General features: G+C 38.8%; 18 protein-coding genes and 1 pseudogene. 11 read left to right on the top strand and 8 right to left on the bottom strand.

The genetic code is table 11. From position 1 onward, the window contains the following. Window position 1: 1 nt before the first annotated feature. Together ureE and C7H19_RS16650 are read right to left on the bottom strand one after the other, a co-directional pair. The gene (ureE, locus tag C7H19_RS16655; RefSeq protein ID WP_106458053.1) at window positions 2–442 is read right to left on the bottom strand and encodes an urease accessory protein UreE; all 441 of its coding nucleotides are present in this window, start codon (window positions 440–442) and stop codon (window positions 2–4) included. 5 nt (window positions 443–447) lie between these two features. Further along, entirely contained in the window at window positions 448–891 is a 444-nt protein-coding gene (locus C7H19_RS16650; RefSeq protein ID WP_245927579.1) for a DUF4168 domain-containing protein, read from the bottom strand. A 196-nt stretch (window positions 892–1087) separates the two neighbouring features. Between C7H19_RS16650 and rsmH the strand changes: the two genes are divergently transcribed. The 4 genes from rsmH (at window position 1088) to C7H19_RS16630 (ending at window position 4522) form a co-directional block, all read left to right on the top strand. Continuing rightward, a complete protein-coding gene (gene rsmH / locus C7H19_RS16645) occupies window positions 1088–1978 on the top strand; it encodes a 16S rRNA (cytosine(1402)-N(4))-methyltransferase RsmH (protein WP_106458051.1) in 891 nt (296 codons plus the stop codon). A gap of 252 nt (window positions 1979–2230) precedes the next feature. Beyond that, entirely contained in the window at window positions 2231–3052 is an 822-nt protein-coding gene (gene larE / locus C7H19_RS16640) for an ATP-dependent sacrificial sulfur transferase LarE (protein ID WP_106458050.1), read from the top strand. 163 nt (window positions 3053–3215) lie between these two features. Further along, entirely contained in the window at window positions 3216–3920 is a 705-nt protein-coding gene (locus C7H19_RS16635; RefSeq protein WP_106458049.1) for an FkbM family methyltransferase, read from the top strand. Window positions 3921–4021: 101 nt separating this feature from the next. Next, the gene (locus C7H19_RS16630; RefSeq protein WP_106458048.1) at window positions 4022–4522 is read left to right on the top strand and encodes a DUF4385 domain-containing protein; all 501 of its coding nucleotides are present in this window, start codon (window positions 4022–4024) and stop codon (window positions 4520–4522) included. Window positions 4523–4569: 47 nt separating this feature from the next. On the opposite strand, the gene C7H19_RS16625 is transcribed toward C7H19_RS16630, so the two are convergent. After that, window positions 4570–5019, bottom strand: coding sequence for a rhodanese-like domain-containing protein (locus tag C7H19_RS16625; protein ID WP_106458047.1), 450 nt, complete (start codon window positions 5017–5019; stop codon window positions 4570–4572). Window positions 5020–5128: 109 nt separating this feature from the next. Then, the gene (locus tag C7H19_RS16620) at window positions 5129–5323 is read right to left on the bottom strand and encodes a hypothetical protein (protein WP_106458046.1); all 195 of its coding nucleotides are present in this window, start codon (window positions 5321–5323) and stop codon (window positions 5129–5131) included. A gap of 287 nt (window positions 5324–5610) precedes the next feature. On the opposite strand from C7H19_RS16620, the gene argZ reads away from it, so the two are divergent. From argZ to C7H19_RS16595, 5 genes and pseudogenes are all read left to right on the top strand, one after another. After that, on the top strand, window positions 5611–7722 hold the full coding sequence (gene argZ / locus C7H19_RS16615; protein WP_106458045.1) for a bifunctional arginine dihydrolase/ornithine cyclodeaminase: 2112 nt from the start codon (window positions 5611–5613) through the stop codon (window positions 7720–7722). Between the two features lie 567 nt (window positions 7723–8289). Next, a complete protein-coding gene (locus C7H19_RS16610) occupies window positions 8290–11706 on the top strand; it encodes a beta strand repeat-containing protein (RefSeq protein WP_106458044.1) in 3417 nt (1138 codons plus the stop codon). Window positions 11707–12194: 488 nt separating this feature from the next. Next, the gene (locus C7H19_RS16605; RefSeq protein WP_106458043.1) at window positions 12195–13553 is read left to right on the top strand and encodes an adenylosuccinate synthase; all 1359 of its coding nucleotides are present in this window, start codon (window positions 12195–12197) and stop codon (window positions 13551–13553) included. A 33-nt stretch (window positions 13554–13586) separates the two neighbouring features. After that, window positions 13587–13880 (top strand): annotated as a pseudogene (gene rplY / locus C7H19_RS16600) (50S ribosomal protein L25); the annotation flags it as partial. 108 nt (window positions 13881–13988) lie between these two features. Continuing rightward, window positions 13989–14966, top strand: coding sequence for an META domain-containing protein (locus C7H19_RS16595; protein WP_245927577.1), 978 nt, complete (start codon window positions 13989–13991; stop codon window positions 14964–14966). Window positions 14967–14981: 15 nt separating this feature from the next. On the opposite strand, the gene C7H19_RS16590 is transcribed toward C7H19_RS16595, so the two are convergent. From C7H19_RS16590 to petJ, 4 genes are all read right to left on the bottom strand, one after another. Further along, window positions 14982–15515, bottom strand: coding sequence for a DUF2808 domain-containing protein (locus tag C7H19_RS16590; RefSeq protein WP_106458041.1), 534 nt, complete (start codon window positions 15513–15515; stop codon window positions 14982–14984). Between the two features lie 136 nt (window positions 15516–15651). After that, window positions 15652–16518, bottom strand: coding sequence for a pentapeptide repeat-containing protein (locus C7H19_RS16585; RefSeq protein ID WP_106458040.1), 867 nt, complete (start codon window positions 16516–16518; stop codon window positions 15652–15654). Window positions 16519–16780: 262 nt separating this feature from the next. Then, the gene (locus tag C7H19_RS16580) at window positions 16781–17662 is read right to left on the bottom strand and encodes a 3'(2'),5'-bisphosphate nucleotidase CysQ family protein (protein ID WP_181280647.1); all 882 of its coding nucleotides are present in this window, start codon (window positions 17660–17662) and stop codon (window positions 16781–16783) included. Window positions 17663–17886: 224 nt separating this feature from the next. Next, entirely contained in the window at window positions 17887–18222 is a 336-nt protein-coding gene (petJ, locus tag C7H19_RS16575) for a cytochrome c6 PetJ (RefSeq protein WP_106458038.1), read from the bottom strand. A 195-nt stretch (window positions 18223–18417) separates the two neighbouring features. On the opposite strand from petJ, the gene petE reads away from it, so the two are divergent. Next, entirely contained in the window at window positions 18418–18798 is a 381-nt protein-coding gene (petE, locus tag C7H19_RS16570; RefSeq protein WP_106458096.1) for a plastocyanin, read from the top strand. A gap of 130 nt (window positions 18799–18928) precedes the next feature. Then, entirely contained in the window at window positions 18929–19909 is a 981-nt protein-coding gene (locus C7H19_RS16565; protein WP_106458037.1) for an ABC transporter ATP-binding protein, read from the top strand. The last annotated feature ends 25 nt before the right edge of the window (window positions 19910–19934 follow it).

Raw genomic sequence — 19934 nt, 5'->3', positions numbered from 1 at the left:
TCTAATGTTGATGATATGCACCGATTTCGGGGTAAAAAGGCTGAATTTCTGCAATAAAATCGACTCCTAAGTGTTCTAGCATTTGTTGCAAGACGGGATCGGGTGCAATGCGTAAATAGTCGGGGGTAATTTCGACTGGAACATGACGATTACCTAAATGGTAAACTGTTCGTAGGAGTAAATGTCGATCGCTTGTCGTGATGGTTAAAACGGGTTCGGGTTTAGCAATAATTTTCAGACACTCACCTGTCTCGGTTTGTAAAATATCTCCATCTTGTAAGATTGTTCCTCGTTTGAGTTGAATAAATACAACTTGTCCATCATCTAATTCAAAACGGTAGCGACTTTTTAGACGTTCAAAGGACCATAGAGGAAGTGTAAAGAGAATTTTGTCTACTGAAGCGTTAGCAGGTAAAGATAGATATTGTGTAAAAATTAGCATAACATTTAGTTATTTGCTTGTTGAATTCGACGTATTTCGTTTTGAATGCGTCGTTTTAAGCTTTCATCAGAGCGAACTCGCAACGTGATAGCATTAAATTGGGAGGTACTGAGTCCACTGCTTTCAACAATTTTTTTAGATGTATTGCAGTAATCTATTGCGATTCTCTGCGCCGAAGGTGGTAAACTTCTAAAGCTATTCCGTTGATTACAAGCAATCTCAGGTGGTGTTTTTCCCAAAATTTGGGTAATATCTTGATAAGCTTGTTGGCGATAAGACTCCATTTGTAATACAGCTTTAGCATATTGATTAACCTGATTATCTGTAAAATCTTGCGTATAAGCTGAATAATTAAAATTAAACTGGGAATAATGCCCAGAGAATTCAGGAACCATACCAAACATAATTCCCAAGGTAGACAAAACACTGGTTATTAACAAGCGTGTCAAAACTCTGCTCCAGTCAAATAGGGAAGAGCCAAAAATGAACATGCACCTTATTCGCCCAATCTATAATTATAACGAGATCCCCAGAGAGATTCTTTAGGTTTTTGAAGAATTTTAAACATGATAAGTTCCTGTAAATCTAATGTATTGCTCATTAATGAATAAATATTTGAAATATTATCCTTAATTTCTGATAACAATGGTTTTTTCTTTCTCATCATCATCTCCTAATTTTGTACATCTTTCGGTACTTAGTAAAGAATTGATCACAGGTTTAAAACTTCAGCCAAGTGGACATTACCTTGATGCTACTCTAGGAGGAGGCGGTCATACTCGTCTAATTTTAGAAGCTTTCTGTGATACACGAGTAACGGGTATTGATCGAGATGAGATGGCGATCGCATCAACGACTCAAATGTTAGCCGAATATTACCCCGAAAGACTAACCGTATGGCAAGGGAATTTTGCTGACTACACTCCAGATCAGATTCAGTTTGATGGTATTATCGCTGATCTAGGGGTCAGTTCTCCACAGTTTGATCAGAGCGATCGCGGTTTTAGTTTTCGTCATCCATCTCCCCTTGATATGCGGATGGATCGCAGTCAATCTTTAACGGCGGCTGATATCATTAATTATTGGAAAGAAACTGATTTAGCCAATTTATTCTATGAATATGGCGAGGAACGTTTATCCCGTCGTATTGCTCGACAAATTGTACAACAACGCCCTTTTACTACAACAACTGATTTAGCTGATGCGATCGCTCGTTGTGTGCCCCGCAGCTACCGTTATGGGCGTATTCATCCCGCTACAAGAGTTTTTCAATCCCTCCGCATCGCTGTTAATGAAGAATTAAAATCCCTAGAACAGTTTTTAAATCGATTTCCAACTTGGTTAAAACCTGATGGAATTATTGGAATTATTAGCTTTCACAGTCTCGAAGATCGCATCGTTAAACACTATTTCCGACAATCAGAACAGCTAGAAGTTCTTACCAAAAAGCCTATTATACCTCAAGACAGCGAAATTGAGCATAATCCTCGTTCTCGTTCAGCAAAATTACGATTTGCACGCAAAATATCAACCTAACCCTAGCCCTCTCAACCTAACCCTAGCCCTCTCAACCTCACCCTAGCCCTCTCAACCTCACCCTAGCCCTCTCCTACAAGGAGAGGGAACTATGAGGAATTTGTTTATATATTGGAGAGGGAAGTATATAGAAGCCCATCGAACTGACGTTAAAATAAATGTAGTATGGAAGCAGCAGCAAAACATATTACCTCAACAACCAACCGCAAGAAACGGTAAGATCGAATAACGAGACATCATGCTCATATCAATATGAATTCCGTTATTTTAGAAAAATTAGAAGCATTAAAAAACCTATTAGCTGAAATGGAAAGGGCGTTAATAGCCTATTCTGGTGGCGTAGATAGTACCCTTGTTGCTAAACTAGCTTATGATGTTCTTGGTGAAAAAGCCCTCGCTATTACGGCGGTTTCTCCCTCCTTACTTCCCGAAGAACTAGAAGACGCGATCGCACAAGCTGATTATATCGGAATTAGACAAGAATTAATTTTTACAATGGAGATGGAAAATCCCAACTATACATCTAATCCCGTCAATCGATGCTATTTTTGTAAAAGCGAACTCCACGACACGTTAAAACCTCTAGCCATAAAAAAAGGTTATCCTTATGTTATTGATGGCGTGAATGCTGATGACTTACAAGACTATCGCCCTGGAATACAAGCAGCAAAAGAACGAGGAGTGCGATCGCCATTAGCCGAAATAAGGCTTACTAAACCAGAAATACGCCAAATTTCACAATATTTAGGGCTACCTTGGTGGGATAAACCTGCACAACCTTGTTTAAGTTCTCGTTTTCCCTATGGTGAAGAAATTACACTGGAAAAATTACAACGAGTTGGACGTGCTGAAATGTATTTGCGTCAACTGGGTTATCGTAGTATAAGAGTGCGTTCTGATGGGGAAACGGCTAGAATTGAATTACCATCAGCACAAATCCCAGATTTTATTCTTAAAACCAATCTTCCTGAGTTAGTCGCCATCTTTCAACAATTTGGCTTTACCTATGTCACACTGGATTTAGAAGGCTATCGTAGCGGTAAGTTAAATCAAAATATTGCTCAAAGTTCATAAAATATTATCCTAAATCCCCCGATAAATTGTCTTCTTTAAGTAGGGGTTTGGTCTTTCTACCCTAAAATAATTCAAACCCAATTTGTAGAGACGCGCCATGGCGCGTCTCTACTGATATAATGAGCGGCTAATAGCATTCATATTTATTGACTTTTTTCACATTATGGGCTTTCAAATCATCGAAGATCATAGTTTACATTCACGTTATCTTAATGAAAATTCTTTAATTTTGGATTTAGGAGGAAATCAAGGTACATTTTCTCAAGCAATGGTTGAACGCTTTAACTGTCAATGTGTTATTGTAGAACCTTCACCAAAATTATTTTCTCAAATCAAAGAGAGTAATCAAATTAAAAAATATAATTTAGCAATTACTAATGTCAGTCAACCCGTAAATTTTAATCTCAGTGATATTCCTGTGTCTTCATCACTAATTTATAATCCCCAATTGCATCAAGATACTATTACAGTTCAGGGAAAACGTTTAGATGAACTTGTTTCAGAATTAGGATGGCAAAAAATTGATCTGATTAAAATGGATATTGAAGGTGTAGAAATTGATGTTTTAAACTCATGTTCAGACGAATTCCTTAAATCTATTGCTCAACTAACTGTAGAATTTCATGATCATGTTAATTTTGTCGATAAACCAGAAATAGAAAAACTAATTAACCGTTTTGAGTCTTTAGGTTTTTTATGGATTAGTCGATATTTAGGCTGTTATTATGATACTTGGCTAATTAATACCAAACTCTGTCAAATTTCCCAAATTGAGTATTTGTGGTTACGTCATATTGTCCGAAATTGGTGGGGACTAAAACGACGTATTGAAAAAATAAAATATGGTGATTCTATTGAAACTTACTAAGTAAAATATCAATCATCAATAGGTTTATTTCTTTTAGTAGATGTGCCAGCCGTTGCTCGCTTCTAAAATGAAGATTACCTAAAAAATTATATGCTCAAGTCATGCCGTCTTTTGATTATTCATTAGATTTTAAAACTATTGACTTTCGTTCTTCACCAGAATTGTATAGAATTGGCAAAGGTGAACAGGGCGTTTTGCTAGTAGAACCATATAAATCAGAAATATTACCTTACTGGCGATTTAAAACACCCGAAATTGCTAAAAATTCTAGTGAAAAAATCTATCAACTTTTTCTTGATTATTTAGAAAAAGATGATTTTGTAGGCGCGGATATGGCTCGCAAATTTTTACAGATGGGCTATACTCGTTCTCGTCGCTATGCAAATCATAAAGGTGGTCGAAAATATCAAAGTAATCCGCAAAAAGCTACCACTGAAGCTGAACAAAAGCTTTTACGACAACAAATTTTACCCTATCAAAATGATTTAATTAAAGCTCAATCTGCTGAAATATTTAAAGAGAAATGGTGCCAAGCCAAAACAAATCAAAAATATTTAGAGCTAAAATTAAAACATCAAAAAATGTATGAACAAAGAATATAATTATTTATAGAGATGCAAGTTAATTACATCTCTATATCGCCTGATAATTATGACATAGATTTTTCTATAGCTTTTTCTTTTGCAAATTGATTTAGGCGAGAAACTACATTATAATTATCGGGACTAGGAGCATCTTCATTAGTAGCAATACCTTCAACACTTCCGCCAATTTCTTGGAAAGCATCAATACCGCCTTTCAGTTCTGCTACTCGTCCAAATCCTGCTTGTCGTAAGTAATTAGCTGCAGTTGCTGTATCTTCTTCAGAAGCACCATAAACATAGATATCTCGATTATAATCAAAGCTAAACTCGCTCGATTGCATTAAGTTTTCCATCGGCATTGTAATAGCACCTAAAATACGGCGTTGTCTAAAATCTTCAGGGCTACGAATGTCAATAATTGTTAAAGCAGGTTCACCATTATTAAGACGAGATTTTAATTCATGAGCAGTTGCTTGGGGATGGAATTCTTTACTTTGCATTTTTTGGTCTTTCATGATTTTATATTCCTTGAATCTAAATTACATTACTTAAACTGTAGTCAATAACTCTAATCCGCACTTCTCTCTTAAGAATGAAATAAATAAAGATAAATCTTATTCCTCTCTATTCTTTTTCATCATAAGAACTATGTCTCCCTTGATTGGCTTTTTGCGAATCTTCTGTAGGTTGAATATCTGCTTCTTCTGAAACAGAACTATGTCTCCCTTGATTGGCTTTTTTGGGATCTCCAGTAGGATGAACATCCGCTTCTTCTGAAACCGAACTATGTCTACCTTGACCTTCTTGATTTGTTTCCATAATGATTATTTAGGTGAATAACTTTGATTTCAACAACCCAGTATAGAAATTAAAAAATATGTTTTTATCTTTCTCAAGATTCATTAATTGATTAGCCGATCGATAGAATCATTACTGAAACTTAAGTTATATATCCTAAAAAATATGCTATAATGGAACGTTAGGCTAAAATTAACTAGAAGGAAACTCTTTGACCTGATTTTTGAGGCTTGAGTCGTGATTCAGTGTGCGTCTATAGACAGACTACTAAACGTTAAAAGAGCAATTGTATACAATTTAAAGTAAATATGATGGATTCCATTCGTTTTTTGATGTGTTCTCCCGATCACTATGATGTAGATTATGTGATCAATCCTTGGATGGAAGGGAATGTACACAAGTCATCACAAGATAAAGCAGTGATTCAGTGGGAGCAACTTTATCACATTATTAAAGATAGAGCGATCGTAGATTTGGTCGAACCCCAAAAAGGTTGGCCAGATATGGTATTTACCGCTAATGCAGGTTTAGTATTAGGAACAACAGTTGTTTTAAGTCGCTTTTTCCACAAAGAACGCCAAGGAGAAGAACCATATTTTAAAGAATGGTTTGAAGCGAATGGGTTTACCGTTTATGAACTCCCCAAAGATTTACCTTTTGAGGGCGCGGGCGATGCGTTATTCGATCGAGAAGGACGTTGTTTGTGGGCAGGATACGGGTTTCGGACAGAACTTGACTCACATCCTTATATAGCAAAATGGTTAGATACAGAAGTTTTATCCTTGCGTTTGGTCGATGAACGGTTCTATCACTTAGATACTTGTTTTTGTCCTCTCACCGATGGCTATTTACTGTATTATCCCCCGGCTTTTGATGCCTATTCCAATCATTTAATCGAAAGACGTATCCCCGCAGAGAAACGCATTATTGTCGAAGAAGCAGACGCGGCTAATTTTGCTTGTAATGCAGTGAATATTAATCGCATCATCATTATGAATAAAATCAGTGATGATCTCAAAAAACGGATCGCTGATGTTGGTTTTGAAGTGGTGGAAACGCCTTTAACTGAGTTTCTCAAAGCAGGTGGTGCAGCTAAATGTCTAACCTTACGGGTTACTGAACCTCGACAAGATGATGTCCATGCTAATGATCCGATCGAAAGTCGTATTATTCAGCTAGAAGGTCATCTACTGGATGCGGGTATCATGAATAAAGCTTTAGATACTGTAATTAATAGTGGTGGTAGTTTCAAGGTTTTAAATTTTAACCTGGGTGTCGAACGTCAAAGTACCTCGGTTGCTGAGGTTCGAGTTTCTGCGCCATCTCATGAGATGATGGAAGAAATTATGATGCAGTTGATCGATTTAGGTGCTCTTCCCCGTCCTCAAGAATTGTGTGATGTTAATACGGTTGTAGTAACACAAGATGGTGTAGCTCCTGATGACTTCTATGTTAGTACAATTTATCCGACAGAAGTACGGGTTAATTGTGAATGGGTCAAAGTGAACAATCAACGCATGGATGGGGCGATCGTTGTTGAAGAAACTCCACAAGGTTTTACAGCACGTTGTACTTTATTACGAGATCTCAAAGTGGGCGATCGCGTGATGGTTGGAGTTGAAGGAATTCGCACCATTCGTCAAGCGGAGTCGAGAGAACAACGTAACAGTAGTCAAGAATTTACCTTTATGGGTGCAGGTGTCTCCAGTGAAAGACGAGTTGAATTAGTCGTTGAACAAATCGCCTGGGAAATGCGCCAAATCCGCGATCAGGGCGGTAAAGTTGTGGTGGTAGCGGGACCGGTGGTCATTCATACTGGAGGCGGTCAACATCTTGCTAAACTGATTCGAGATGGCTATGTGGATGCGTTACTAGGGGGAAATGCGATCGCCGTTCACGACATCGAACAATCCATGATGGGAACCTCTTTAGGCGTTGATATGCAACGAGGTGTACCTGTTCGCGGTGGACATCGCCATCACCTGAAAGTTATTAACGCAATTCGTCGCTGTGGAAGTATTGCTAAAGCCGTTGAACAAGGACTCTTGACAAAAGGCGTATTATATGAATGTGTTAAAAATCATGTGCCTTTCTGTTTAGCAGGTTCAATTCGAGATGATGGGCCTTTACCCGATACGGAAATGGATTTGATTAAAGCACAATCTGAATATGCTCGTCTGATTCAAGGTGCAGATCTGATCCTGATGCTATCTTCGATGCTACATTCGATCGGTGTTGGAAATATGACACCTGCGGGGGTCAAGATGGTTTGTGTTGATATTAATCCTGCTGTCGTGACTAAATTAAGCGATCGGGGTTCTGTTGAATCAGTTGGTGTCGTAACAGATGTCGGCTTATTCCTCAGTTTAATGGTACAACAACTCGATAAACTAACTCGTCCGTATATCATTAATCTGTAATCAATGTAGGGGTTTGGTCTCCAAACCCTCATTAAATTTCTCAAAGATTTTTTAGATAATACCATTTTGCATTTATTCATGAGAGACAAGCGTAAAGATTTAGATCCCCCTAAATCCCCCTTAAAAAGGGGGACTTTAAGGAAGTTTCCCCCTTAACCAAGAGGACTTTAAGGAAATTTCTCCCTTAACCAAGGGGACTTTAAGGAAGTTTCCCCTTAACCAAAAGGACTTTAAGGAAGTTTCCCCCTTAACCAAGGGGACTTTAAGGAAGTTTCCCCTTAACCAAAAGGACTTTAAGGAAATTTCTCCCTTAACCAAGAGGACTTTAAGGAAGTTCCCCCCTTATTAAGGGGGGTTAGGGGGGATCGAATGTGCCTCACGACTAAGGAAAATTGGTATAATCCTTGATTTTTCACCACCTACTTATCTGTAATTTAACTAACTACTATTGGCTGAATATATCACAACTTTATTGTGATCCCAATCACTGCGGTTATTGTTGTGGCAATGCTTAAATTAAAGAAGAATCAGTAAAGTTACGCTCTTGTTATTGACAAGGAAAAACTCATGCCCTTATCTAAATACGTGCTTGGAAATCAATTAACGGTAGAATCTAATTTTGCTCTTAATTCTATTCTTCTGTTAGCTTTAGAACAAGCAAGAAGTTTAGTACAAAGTGAATTGCAAGAGTTTAGTAGCGATGCGACTTTTGACGACAAAATGCTTCTTTCATTTGGAGCCGAGAATGAGACAGAGGAATTAAAGGCTAAATGGCTTGTCGGGGATTTAAGCGGGTTTCCCCCGATTGAAGTGGTGAATAGCCGCGTACTCAATGGAGCAAATGGGGCTTATTCAAAAGCACAAAATCGCATTTATCTGTCTTCTGATTTTTTGATTCAAAATATTGGGAATATAGAGGCAATTGTTGCCGTCTTGTTGGAAGAGTATGGGCATTCGGTAGATGGGGTGTTGAATAGTACCGATACCCTTGGAGATGAAGGGCAGTTATTCTCGGCTTTAGTAACGGGGAGAAATTTAAGCCAAAATGAGATAGAAGCGATTCAGGCTGAAGATGATTCGGTTGTAATTACTGTAGATGGAATATCCATCGAGGTAGAACAGTCTCAGTCTATCTACAACAATGGAACAATTGTTAATAATTCGGCTCTTAATATCAGACAAACCTACGGAAGCAATTTCTACAACGGCTACGGAAGCGCGAATACGGGCTATCTCTACAACGGCAAAGACGGAGGCACGGGCTATCTCTACAACGGCAAAGACGGCATGAGCAAACTCTACAACGGCAACGGAGGCAGGGGCTATCTCTACAACGGCAACGGGGGTACGGGCTATCTCTACAACGGCAACGGGGGTACGGGCTATCTCTACAACGGCAACGGGGGTACGGGCTATCTGATCAACGGCAACGGAGGCAGGGGCTATCTCTACAACGGCAGCAACGGAGACACGGGCTATCTCTACAACGGCTACGGCAACGGGAGTACGGGCTATCTCTACAACGGCGGCGGGGGTACGGGCTTTCTCTACAACGGCAGCAACGGGGGTACGGGCTTTCTCTACAACGGCATCGTGGGTACGGGCTTTCTCTACAACGGCTACGGCAACGGGGGTACGGGCTTTCTCTACAACGGCAGCAACGGAGACACGGGCTATCTGATCAACGGCAACGGGGGTACGGGCTTTCTCTACAACGGCTACGGCAACGGGGGTAGGGGCTTTCTGATTAACGAAGGTATTATTCATAACTTGTCTGGTAGCATTATTATTAACGCCTCTAATAGTTATATTTTCAATAACGGCACTATTTTCAATCAAGGTACTTTTACTAATGAAGGAACTTTGGCAGGAACTGGGATATTTGAGGGTAATTTAACCGTAGGTAGTGGCATCATTGCGCCCGGCGGTACTCATTCCATCTACAATACTGATGGTGGATTGATGTTGAGTATTTCTGATACTGATGGTGTGTTTACTATTACTGGAGATTTCACTCAAACTAATGGCTTAATTAAATTGTCTGTGTCAAGTCCTAGTAGTTTCGATACATTAAAAATTACAGGAAATACCATTATCTCAGGTGGAAATATTCAATTATTAATACAGCCCGATTCATTTCACACTTTAAATGTTGGAACGACAAACTTAGTTCTTATCGATGGAGATAGTGATAACGATGGTAATGGTTCTCTAACTATTGATTCAACTGTTTTTAATAATTTAGCCAATGCTGTAAATACCTATGACGGTAGCCAGCTTGATTTTAATCTGATTCAGTCCAATAATGATTTAATTCTGCAAATCACCCAAAATGGATTACCCGTTCTTGTTGCTGTTCCTAGTGGCCCGTACAATATTAATGAGGGAGATTCCTTAAGCCTTGATGGTACAGGGAGTTCTAACCCTAATGGTACCCCTCTTACTTATCGTTGGGATCTCGATGGCGATGGTGATTTTGACGAAAATGTTACAGGAGCAACTCCTGTATTAACTTGGCCACAACTCAATACATTAGGAATTAATGATAATGTACTCAATAAAACAATTACCTTAGAAGTGAGTGATGGTTCTTCTTCTGTTTCTGGCCAAACTACTTTAACTGTAAACAACACAGCACCTATAGTTAATGCTGGTAATGACATCAGCGTTAATTCAGGAGAAATTTTTAACCTTTCTGGCACTGCTACAGACCCTGGTAATGATCTCCTTAGCTATGCCTGGGATCTCGATGATGACGGACAATATGATGATGCAACAGGTCAAAATATCACTTATTTCTTTAATAATAGTGGGACTTACATCATCGAGTTACAAGTTACTGATGATGATGGGGGTATCGGGACTGATAGCCTCATCGTTACTGTCGCTAATGTCAACAATGCGCCTACTCTACAACAGCCTATAGCGGATCAAACAGGGGGAGAAGGTCAACTTTTTAACTTCACCGTAGATGAAACCACTTTTAGCGATCTTGATGGGGATATTCTCACCTACTCTCTATCATCTAATACAGTATTGCCGAATGGCATCAGTTTTAATGAAGAAACTCGTACCTTTAACGGAACACCAGATGCTACAGCCGCCGGTATCTATGAGATCACCGTTCTCGCCAGCGATCCCGATGGCGCATCTGCCAGCGATACCTTTACTCTTGCGATCGCTAATTTAATCGGAACCACTGGAAATGATACCCTAACAGGAACTTCAAACAGCGAAAAACTCCAAGGGTTAGGAGGTAAAGACAATCTTTCAGGACTAGAAGGTAATGATACCCTCAATGGAGGAGTAGGTAATGATACCATGAGTGGGGGCTTGGGAGATGATTTATATATTGTCAATAGCACTAGCGATCACACTCTGGAAAATTCTAATGAAGGAATAGACGCCGTTCGATCATCCGTTAACTGGACTTTAGGCAATGATTTAGAAAATCTCATTTTAACAGGTAGCAGTAATCTTTTAGGAACAGGAAACCCTCTTAATAATAGTATTACCGGCAATGATGGCGATAACATCTTATCGGGAGAGGAAGGTAATGACAACCTGCTTGCTGGTGCAGGTAATGATACACTCACTGGGGGTGCGGGTAATGATATTCTTACTGGTGGTACTGGAAATGATACACTCACTGGTGGTGATGGAGCCGATCGCTTCCGTTTCAACGCGAAAGATGAAGGAGTAGACACGATCACAGATTTCACCTCCTCTCTTGGCGATCGTATCCAAATTTCGGCTACGGGTTTTGCTGGTGGTTTAGTTGCAGGAACTTTATCATCTACTCGCTTTATCTCTGGAGTAGGAGTATCTGCTGCTACAAATGCTAATCAACGGTTTATTTACGACACTAGCAATGGTGCTTTGTTCTTTGATGCTGATGGCAATGGCGGCGGTTTTGCGGCAACCCAAATAGCGACTCTTACTGGAGCAACTGCACTTAGTAACACACATATTGTTGTTATCTAAAACTTAATATTTTGATTTCCTGAAAAAATTCTAAGCATCATTTAAAGCTTAAATTCGTTGCTTGGCATCTTTTCTTAAATTAAAATTCCTGCCCAAAGCACCTAAAACACCGAAAGTGTAACTCAAAATAATCACGAAAAAAATTAAAACAAAATAAAAAAAGGATGTAGAATAATGATTTAATTTAATTGTTCTGCATCCTTGATTATTATAAATACACAAAAAACATGAATAAATTAAGCAAAAAACAAATAATATTCTTATTTATATTAATTTTTGGAACTGGGATAGCCACTACTCAATATTTTGAATACGGGATGATGGGCTTAACTGGATTCGTTTTAGCATATTTAGGTAAGGGAATGAGAAAAATCAAACCGCAACCGCCAAATCAACCTTAGCTGAGTCAAAAAAACTTGACAGTTGTTACACAAAATAGAGATAATAATTGTTTGTGTGTTTGAACTTTAGCTTAACTCAATAGACTCTTGGCTAACGTCATAGTGATAGGTGCCCAGTGGGGCGATGAAGGAAAAGGAAAAATTACAGACCTGTTGAGTCGATCAGCCGACGTAGTAGTGCGTCCTCAAGGCGGTGTCAATGCAGGACATACCCTTGTAGTTCAAGGACAAACATTCAAGCTACACTTAATCCCTTCTGGGATTCTCTACCCTGATACCGAGTGTATCATCGGTTCTGGCACGGTGATCGATCCGTCAGTTTTGTTACGGGAAATAGAGCAACTCAAAGCTCTAAATATTTCAGTAGATAATCTTTTTATCTCACAAATTGCTCACGTAACAATGCCCTATCATCGTTTGATGGATAAGGCATCTGAAGAACGACGCGGGAAACATAAAATTGGTACGACAGGTCGCGGTATTGGGCCAACCTATGCCGATAAGTCCGAACGGACAGGCATCCGTGTGATCGATCTCATGAATGCCGACGATTTACGAGAAAAACTAACTTGGACAATAACTTATAAAAATGTCATTTTAGAGAAACTCTATAATGTACCTCCTTTAGATCCAGAAGAGGTGATCGCCGAATATCTGGACTATGCGGAGCAACTACGACCTCATGTTATTGATAGCTCTCTAAAAATATACGAAGCCACTCAAAAAAAGAAAAATATTCTTTTTGAAGGGGCCCAAGGGACATTATTAGATCTTGATCATGGGACTTATCCCTATGTGACATCCTCAAATCCCGTAGCGGGTGGGGCTTGCGTGGGTTCAGGAATTGGGCCGACCGTTATTGATCGAGTTATTGGTGTGGCTAAAGCCTATACGACTCGTGTCGGTGAGGGGCCTTTTCCCACAGAACTACATGAGGAAATCGGGGCAATTTTGTGCGATCGCGGTGCTGAATTTGGCACTACAACTGGTCGTCAGCGTCGCTGTGGCTGGTTTGATGCGGTGATTGGTCGTTACGCAGTGCGGATCAATGGGTTAGATTGTTTAGCTGTCACCAAGCTAGATGTACTCGATACCCTAAGCGAAATCAAAGTCTGTGTCGCTTACGAACTTGATGGCAAAATCTGTCATCATTTACCCAATAGCGCTAATCAATTCGCCAGATGTAAACCCATCTATCGTACCTTACCCGGTTGGCAACAAGATACAGGTGATTGTCGTAATCTAGAAGACTTGCCCAGACAAGCGAAGGATTATCTCAAGTTTCTGGCTGAATTAATGGAAGTACCGATCGCTATTATCTCTCTTGGCGCAAGTCGAGATCAAACGATTATCGTCGAAGATCCGATTCATGGGCCAAAACGAGCCTTATTAGATGAAAATGGTACCCCCAGAGAAATTCTAAGTTATGAATTACTAGATTCATAAATTAACAATAAAGTTTATTGAGGTAAATAAGTCATGTCAGTCAATGTTGAATGTCAAAAAAGACCTGAAGGATCTAAACCTAGAGCCTTACGCCGTGAGGGATTAATTCCTGCTACATTATATGGACATAACGGCAGCGAATCGATTCAGCTAATTATCAAAGAAAAAGATGCCAAAATGTTACTTAGAGACGCATCTCCTAATAAAACAGTCGTTAATTTAGCAATTCCTGATCTATCTTGGACAGGAACAACTTTAATTAGAGAAGTACAGAGCCATCCTTGGAAAAGAACCTTAAATCATCTTAGTTTCTTTTCGGTTCCTGCGACTCAAACCGAAAACTAGAAAACTATTCTATTTCAGTTTATTAACCAGAGATTAATGTCTCTGGTTTTTAGATTCACCAAAAACCAAAATTCAAGAGGAGTGTCAATAATGGACAAAGTTCAAAAAGGGATTTTAGGAAGTTTGTTGACCGTTGTTGCTCATGGTACGATCACAACAACAGTAGTTTTTGCAGGTAGTCAACCACCGCTTCAAGGGACACCCTGGCAATTACAAAGTTGGAGTGATCAAACCTCTTTAGTTCCTGATGCTCCCATTACAATTTCTTTTGAAAACGGTAATTTATCAGGTTTAGGAGGTTGTAACCGCTATCGTACCGGTTATCAGGTGAACAAACAAAACTTAAAGATTAATTCGGCGATCGCATCAACTTTTAAAGCTTGTGCAGAACCCATTATGGCTCAAGAAGCCCAATTTTTATCCGCCCTAACGATGGTAGAACGTTTTGACATTAATAATCAAGGCGAATTAAAGTTAACTTATCGCACCAAAAAAGGGATAGGTACACTAATTTTTGTCGATGCGAATCGTCCACCCGCCCCCAATTCCTCTAAAACATGGTTAAATGAAAAAAAATTAACCAACTGGAATCAAGCAGGAACATCTATTCCTCAAGCCCCAAAACCTCAAAACGATCCTACTCTGATGAAACGCTGTCTTGAAGGTGTACGTCGTCCAACACTCAAGGAAGATGTAAGTTTAAAGGATAATGGTTGGATGTTATTCGGTCCTGCACAGATTTACGATCAAACGACTTTAGTGACGGCGACAAGCGATTTTGATGGGATGTGTCGTCCACTAAAATATCAGGCGTTTGTTTTTGTCAATGGTGTATTTGCCGGTACGCTTTCACCTCAGTTGATGGACTCTCGTACCGATAGTTCGTCTCGACCGATTTTTTTGTATGATACATCAAATCTCAGCGCGGAATTCAATCGTTATGATGAAAAAGACGCGCTTTGCTGTCCTTCGGGGGTGAGTCGAGTCTCGTATCAGATTCAACGGACAAATGATTTACCTGTTGTTGTCCCCCTAGAAGTGGTTACACAACCAATGACTAGCAATTAGTATTTTTAAAGCGAATTAAGGTTCAATACTTACAATCCAAGTTCCGATATACAAACGTACTGGAATATCACCCGCCGCTAAAACATCACCAACTAGATAGTAAGTTCCAAAATCAGGATTTTTAACGTTAGATAAAACCAGTTCTACTCTAGTGCTTGCTTCGATCGGTGTAGCCAAGCTAATCTCTAAAATACGACTATCTTGATCCCAGATAACCTCTTTTAAAGGTAGAGATTTACCACCAACTCTAACTTCTACTTTGTCTGTATCAAAGCGACCATCAAAATAATCAGGATAAGAGATGAAAAAGGTTGAGGCACCTTGTGTCATCTTTTTGGCAGGAATATAAAGCTTATAACGATCCCATTGATTGGGACGACCGCCAAACTGTAGATAATAATCTAGAATATCTTTTCGATCGACCCCACTAAAGATCGTTAAACCTGGATTACCATCAGCCCAAGTCATCGCTTGAAATCCAGTAACGAGAGAACCCGCTAGAAGTAGGGTAGAGATAAAACCTTTAGATAAAACTTTTTTTAGATTCATAAGTCTTTTTTAGAGAAAGCGTAACGCCAGATCATTCGGCTTACAAAATTTAACTATAACAATTCTTTGCACTTTTGGGCTATCTCGTTAGATGCACGCCAGTTAAAAAAGTGTCCTTATTAGAAAATTGTAGTGATTAATGATTGGGTTGAGAAACAGCAAGAGAAGCCTCATCAGAAGATAAATCCACAGCAGCGATCTCAAAAGCAACTTGTTTAGGATCGATCATTCTGGGAAAATCTTGAATAATTTTAGAACAAGAATTAATAAAGCAATTTGTCCATTCTTGAATATCTTGCACTTGAGCAAAATTTATCGTTTGTTTTGACTCTCCTAAAAAGGTTATTTTAGAAAGGCGATTAAACTGGAATTGCGACAACCATTCATGCTTTGGTCTAGCCTTTTCCCAATATCTTGTCGTCATTGTATGACCCAAGTAGTGAATACTAATTTGACTCAAATAGTTAAATGTATTAATTAACTCAATGATCGTTATATTTGTTTCAAGATTCAATTGATTAATTTGTTTTAAGTCATTTTTTATTGGATCAAATGAGCTATCGAAATGAGTATATTGATCATAATAACTTCCCGTCATTATTGTTCCCGTAATTTTACTACTATTTAGATAAGCTCCGCTTAGATTAGCATGACTGCAATCGCTTTTCGTTAGATAAGCTCCTGTTAAATAAGCTTTAGATAAATTAGTTTCTTTTAAATTAGTTTTGATTAAATAAGCTTTGATTAAATAAGCACCTTCTAAATTAGCTTGCTGTAAATTAGCTCCCGTTAAATCAGCTTCATTTAAGTTAGCTTCACTCAGATTAGCTCCCGTTAAATCAACTTCTCTCAAATTAGCATAACTTAAATCTGCTCCACTTAAATCAGCATAGCTCAGATTTAGTCCTCTTAAGTCAGCCCGTCGCAATTCAATTTTGTGAAATTTCCTTTCACCTGAATCATAACTTTTTTGTAGTTCAATAGTAGCGGTACTTTTAAACATAGTTTCCTCTGGCTTCTCTTAATTCTTATAACTTATTGAAGTTTTGGGTCAACGTTTACTGGTTTAGTGAGGGAAAAATATAGAATTGCAACAACGATGCTTTTCAAAAATATTAAATATTATCAGTTAAACTTGATTTATCATAATCATAGCTTAAGAGCTATTACAATGCGATGAACAAGATCACATAAACTGTGTGATCTTGATCACATAAAAAAGGTGGGACTAGGCCACCAATTTATTAAAATTTATTAAAATTAAACTATTGTTGATCAATTTCTGCTAAGTTAAAGCTCGCTTGTTCACAGAGTATTTGATGACATTGACCATTACTCGCCATGATGCCACCCCATTGTCGAACGTCTCCACGGTTGTACTGAACAGGTTCTCCATTAAAATAGCTAAACTGGCCACCTGCTTCGGTTAAAATCAATTCAGGTGCGGCAAAATCCCAATCTTTCGGGGCAGATTTTCCCGATAGAGAGATATAAACATCTGATTGCTGTTCTAAAATCGTCGAAATTTTACAACCCACACTACCAACATAGTTAACCCCTTTAAAGGGCAGACTTTGAATCAATTTTTGAAAGCGCTCATCTCGGTGTGTTCGACTCGCCACAAAATACAATTCTTCTATTGAATTTCTTTTAGAAACGTGTATCGGTTTAACTTCCCCCTGTTTGGTTTCGACAAATGTACCTTGTCCTTGGGCAGCAAAATAGATTTTTTCAGCTTCGGGAATAGCAACAACGGCGACTACGGGTCTACCTTGATAAGCTAAGGCAATATGAACGGCAAATTCTCCAGTTTTGTCAATAAAGTCTCTTGTTCCGTCTAAAGGATCGATGATCCATACCCAGTCATGAGGAATTGGATCAGTTCCTTGATGGGTTTCTTCACTAAGATAGCCATACTCTTCGGTACTAAATGATTGTTGTAGTTTTTCTAAAATATAATGATTTGTTTCTAAATCGGCTGCGGTAACAGGCCCATCTTTTTTATCTTCTTGAATGTCTAAATTGCCTTTATTGGCTTCACCTCGATAATATGCTTGTAGAATATTGGCAGCCCCCCAGCCGACGGAGCGTGCGATCGCCAAAATCTCAGTTAATTGGTTTTGATCTTGAAGCATTAAGGATGTCATTAATAAATATTGGGGATAGTTCAGATTTGCACGTAAATCTTAACATTTAATCGAGTTTATGGTTGACAAGCTAAAAAACTGATTAGAAGCTTTCCGAACAACAGATCACTTGTCTAGCTTGGATTACAAATCGTGAAAAAAAAAGAGAATGGATAAATATTATAATTCCATTCTCTAGAAACATTTATTTTTATGGTTTAACGGTCGTGTACCGCGTGACTAACCTATTTCCAGCCGCCTTCAGATTGAGCTAAGACGTAAGCTGCTACATTTTCGATATCATCTGTACTGATACGTCCAGCAAAAGCGGGCATTGCATTTTTACCTTTTGTAACTTGAGTCACAATTGCTTCTATAGAGTTCATACTGTTTTTTTCTAAATCAGCTTTTTGTAGGGTTTTAGCTGCGTTAACAACATTTTTGCCCCCTTGATGGCAAGCGGCACAGTTAGCGGTGAAAACTTTTGCACCACTAGCAGCATCACCCGCAAAGGCAGGCTGAGTCAGGCTAAACAGCGTGACCGAGAAAAATAGAACGATCAGTAATAGTAGTTTTTTCAACGGAGTTCTCCTCTTGATGATTTTCGGTTGATTCAAATTGCCCCTCTTGCATCGTTAAAAAAAGTGTTTTTTTTGTCAAAAGACAAGTTGTCAAACTTTGTAGTAAGATCGATTAAGGGTAATAAAGAACCAATGTCAAAAGACAAGCGGTCAAACTTAGATTCATCAGATGATTTATTAGGGTTACTAAAAATTATGTCCAAAAAACTCGGTTTGTTATTGGCTACTGTTGCGCTAGTCATTTCTAGCTTTTTCGCTTCCATCGCTCCGGCGGCTGCGGAAACTGTTACTGTTAAAATGGGTGCCGATAGTGGTCAACTTCAGTTTCAGCCTGCTAACGTTACAATCAAAGCAGGTGATACAGTCAAATGGGTCAACAATAAGTTAGCTCCTCATAACGTTGTTTTTGACAGTGCTAAAGTACCTAGTGACGTAGCCACTAAAATGTCTCATAAAAGTCTTGTTTTTGCACCAGGTGAGTCTTATGAAAGCACTTTTAATGAACCTGGCGTATATAGCTACTACTGCGAACCCCATCGCGGCGCAGGAATGGCAGGAACCATTACTGTTGAATAACATCTAACTTAAAACTCAATAAGATTAGCCCATGACTGAAAGGTTGTGGGCTAATTTTGTATGAAATAGAAAAAAAATGCTCATCGTTGGGAATACTAAGAGAAAAGAATTGAAGTAATAGAGGGTATTGATGCACACTATTCTAGATAGTTCCACTCAAACTCAACCCATTGAACAAACCCCAGTCGTGCAAACCTGGCAATTAAGAAAAGTATACTTGACAGGGTTTTGGCTGAATCAGAAAATCGAATCTTTAAAAAGCTGTTCCTTGAGTGTCTATCAAGGAGAAACTTTTGGTTTGCTTGGTCCCAATGGTGCGGGAAAAACAACACTTCTTAAAACGCTTCTGGGTATTGTTCGTCCCACATCAGGACGCGCCGTCTTATTAGGTCATTCTATCGGCGATCGCCATATTAAACAACGCATCGGTTATTTACCAGAAAATGCTTATTTTTACGATTTCCTGACAGGATGGGAATTCTTAGAATTTATCGCTGGAATATTTGAAATTCCGCCCTCTGTTCAAAAGAAACGCATTCCAGAACTCTTAGATTTAGTGGGTTTAGCTCGTTCTACCGCCCGTAAAAAACATTTACGACAATACTCTAAAGGAATGTTACAACGAATTGGTATGGCACAAGCTTTAATTAATGATCCTGAACTTGTTTTTTTAGATGAACCGATGTCAGGACTAGACCCAATGGGACGCTATCAAGTTCGAGAAATTATTTTATCACTGAAAGCGCAGGGAAAAACTATCTTTTTTAATTCTCATGTTCTTTCAGATGTTGAACAAATTTGCGATCGGATTGCGATTTTAGCTAGAGGTGAATTAATTTGTGTTGGTTCTCTCGATGATATCTTAGGACGTGCTGATGTTTATCAAGTCATTGTCAAAGGTGGTCAAGAAGAACAACTTAAAGAATGGATGATTGGTTTATCCTTAGAAGATGGTTTATGGCATGGACAACTTAAGGGTGATCCACAAAACTTTCTCAATACCTTACCGTCAATGGATGCTCAATTAATTAGTTTAAACTTAGCCCGTGCTTCACTAGAAGAATTTTTTATTCGTCAACTTCGTGAAAGAGGTATTACATCTAGCCAGTAGGGTTAGTATTGTTGATGTTGTTAAT

This window comes from Aphanothece hegewaldii CCALA 016 (genome assembly GCF_003007785.1).
Taxonomy (GTDB): Bacteria; Cyanobacteriota; Cyanobacteriia; order Cyanobacteriales; family Microcystaceae; genus Chroococcus; species Chroococcus hegewaldii.
The sequence above is the reverse complement of the archived record's forward strand: the minus strand, read 5'-3'. Positions and strand labels throughout refer to the sequence as shown.

Bases quoted from the DNA above. Each gene is read 5' to 3' on its own strand.
- ureE (WP_106458053.1), bottom strand. From the start codon at position 442: ATGCTAATTTTTACACAATATCTATCTTTACCTGCTAACGCTTCAGTA.
- rsmH (WP_106458051.1), top strand. From the start codon at position 1,088: ATGGTTTTTTCTTTCTCATCATCATCTCCTAATTTTGTACATCTTTCG.
- larE (WP_106458050.1), top strand. From the start codon at position 2,231: ATGAATTCCGTTATTTTAGAAAAATTAGAAGCATTAAAAAACCTATTA.
- C7H19_RS16635 (WP_106458049.1), top strand. From the start codon at position 3,216: ATGGGCTTTCAAATCATCGAAGATCATAGTTTACATTCACGTTATCTT.
- C7H19_RS16630 (WP_106458048.1), top strand. From the start codon at position 4,022: ATGCCGTCTTTTGATTATTCATTAGATTTTAAAACTATTGACTTTCGT.
- C7H19_RS16625 (WP_106458047.1), bottom strand. From the start codon at position 5,019: ATGAAAGACCAAAAAATGCAAAGTAAAGAATTCCATCCCCAAGCAACT.
- C7H19_RS16620 (WP_106458046.1), bottom strand. From the start codon at position 5,323: ATGGAAACAAATCAAGAAGGTCAAGGTAGACATAGTTCGGTTTCAGAA.
- argZ (WP_106458045.1), top strand. From the start codon at position 5,611: ATGATGGATTCCATTCGTTTTTTGATGTGTTCTCCCGATCACTATGAT.
- C7H19_RS16610 (WP_106458044.1), top strand. From the start codon at position 8,290: ATGCCCTTATCTAAATACGTGCTTGGAAATCAATTAACGGTAGAATCT.
- C7H19_RS16595 (WP_245927577.1), top strand. From the start codon at position 13,989: ATGGACAAAGTTCAAAAAGGGATTTTAGGAAGTTTGTTGACCGTTGTT.
- C7H19_RS16590 (WP_106458041.1), bottom strand. From the start codon at position 15,515: ATGAATCTAAAAAAAGTTTTATCTAAAGGTTTTATCTCTACCCTACTT.
- C7H19_RS16585 (WP_106458040.1), bottom strand. From the start codon at position 16,518: ATGTTTAAAAGTACCGCTACTATTGAACTACAAAAAAGTTATGATTCA.
- C7H19_RS16580 (WP_181280647.1), bottom strand. From the start codon at position 17,662: ATGACATCCTTAATGCTTCAAGATCAAAACCAATTAACTGAGATTTTG.
- petE (WP_106458096.1), top strand. From the start codon at position 18,418: ATGTCCAAAAAACTCGGTTTGTTATTGGCTACTGTTGCGCTAGTCATT.
- C7H19_RS16565 (WP_106458037.1), top strand. From the start codon at position 18,929: ATGCACACTATTCTAGATAGTTCCACTCAAACTCAACCCATTGAACAA.